We start from the raw sequence: 637 nt of genomic DNA on the forward strand, positions 1-637 counted from the left end.
GTGATCGACAACGGCCCGGCCTATCGCGCCAAGACGCTGCAGGGGATCTGCGCCCGACTGGGCATCCACTTGGTCGACTGCCGCCCCTATCATCCCGAAGGCAAGGGGAAGCTGGAGCGTTGGCACCGTACCTTGCGCGATCAGTTCCTCAGCGAGCTCGACGTGGCGCGCATCGGTGACCTCGAGGATCTCAACGCCCGTCTGTGGAGCTGGATCGAAACCGTCTATCACCGCACGCCTCATGGGGGCCTGGCGAGGCAAACGCCGTTGGCGCGCTATCAGCAGGATCTCGCGCGCATTCGCACCCTCGGTGAACGGGCGGCCCGCCTCGATGCGCTCTTCTATCACCGCCTCACCCGCAAGGTGCGCAAGGATGGCACGCTGTCCTACCAGGGGCACTTCTTCGAAGTGCCCTATGCGCTGTCCGGGCGCTCCGTGCGCCTGGTCGTCGATCCCCATAGCGGTCAGGCTCTGGCGGTGGAAGACGCCGACGGCAACGCCTTGGGCGCGGTCACGCCGCTGGATGCCTTGGCCAATGTCCATCGCCGGCGCCGTCAGCCCCAACCGCCCGAGGCGTCATCCGCGAACGGCGCCGACACGGAGGTGGAGCTGGCCTACCGTGAGTACTACGGCCAGG

Annotated in this window: 1 protein-coding gene; it reads left to right on the forward strand. The window is 67.0% G+C overall.

Features of this window, described 5'->3' with window-relative positions:
• Positions 1 to 637: integrase core domain-containing protein (locus tag G3446_RS27165; protein ID WP_164456749.1), on the forward strand; the 637-nt coding region annotated here is incomplete at both ends.

The sequence above is a fragment of the Thiorhodococcus minor genome, from assembly GCF_010820565.1.
Classification (GTDB): domain Bacteria; phylum Pseudomonadota; class Gammaproteobacteria; order Chromatiales; family Chromatiaceae; genus Thiorhodococcus; species Thiorhodococcus minor.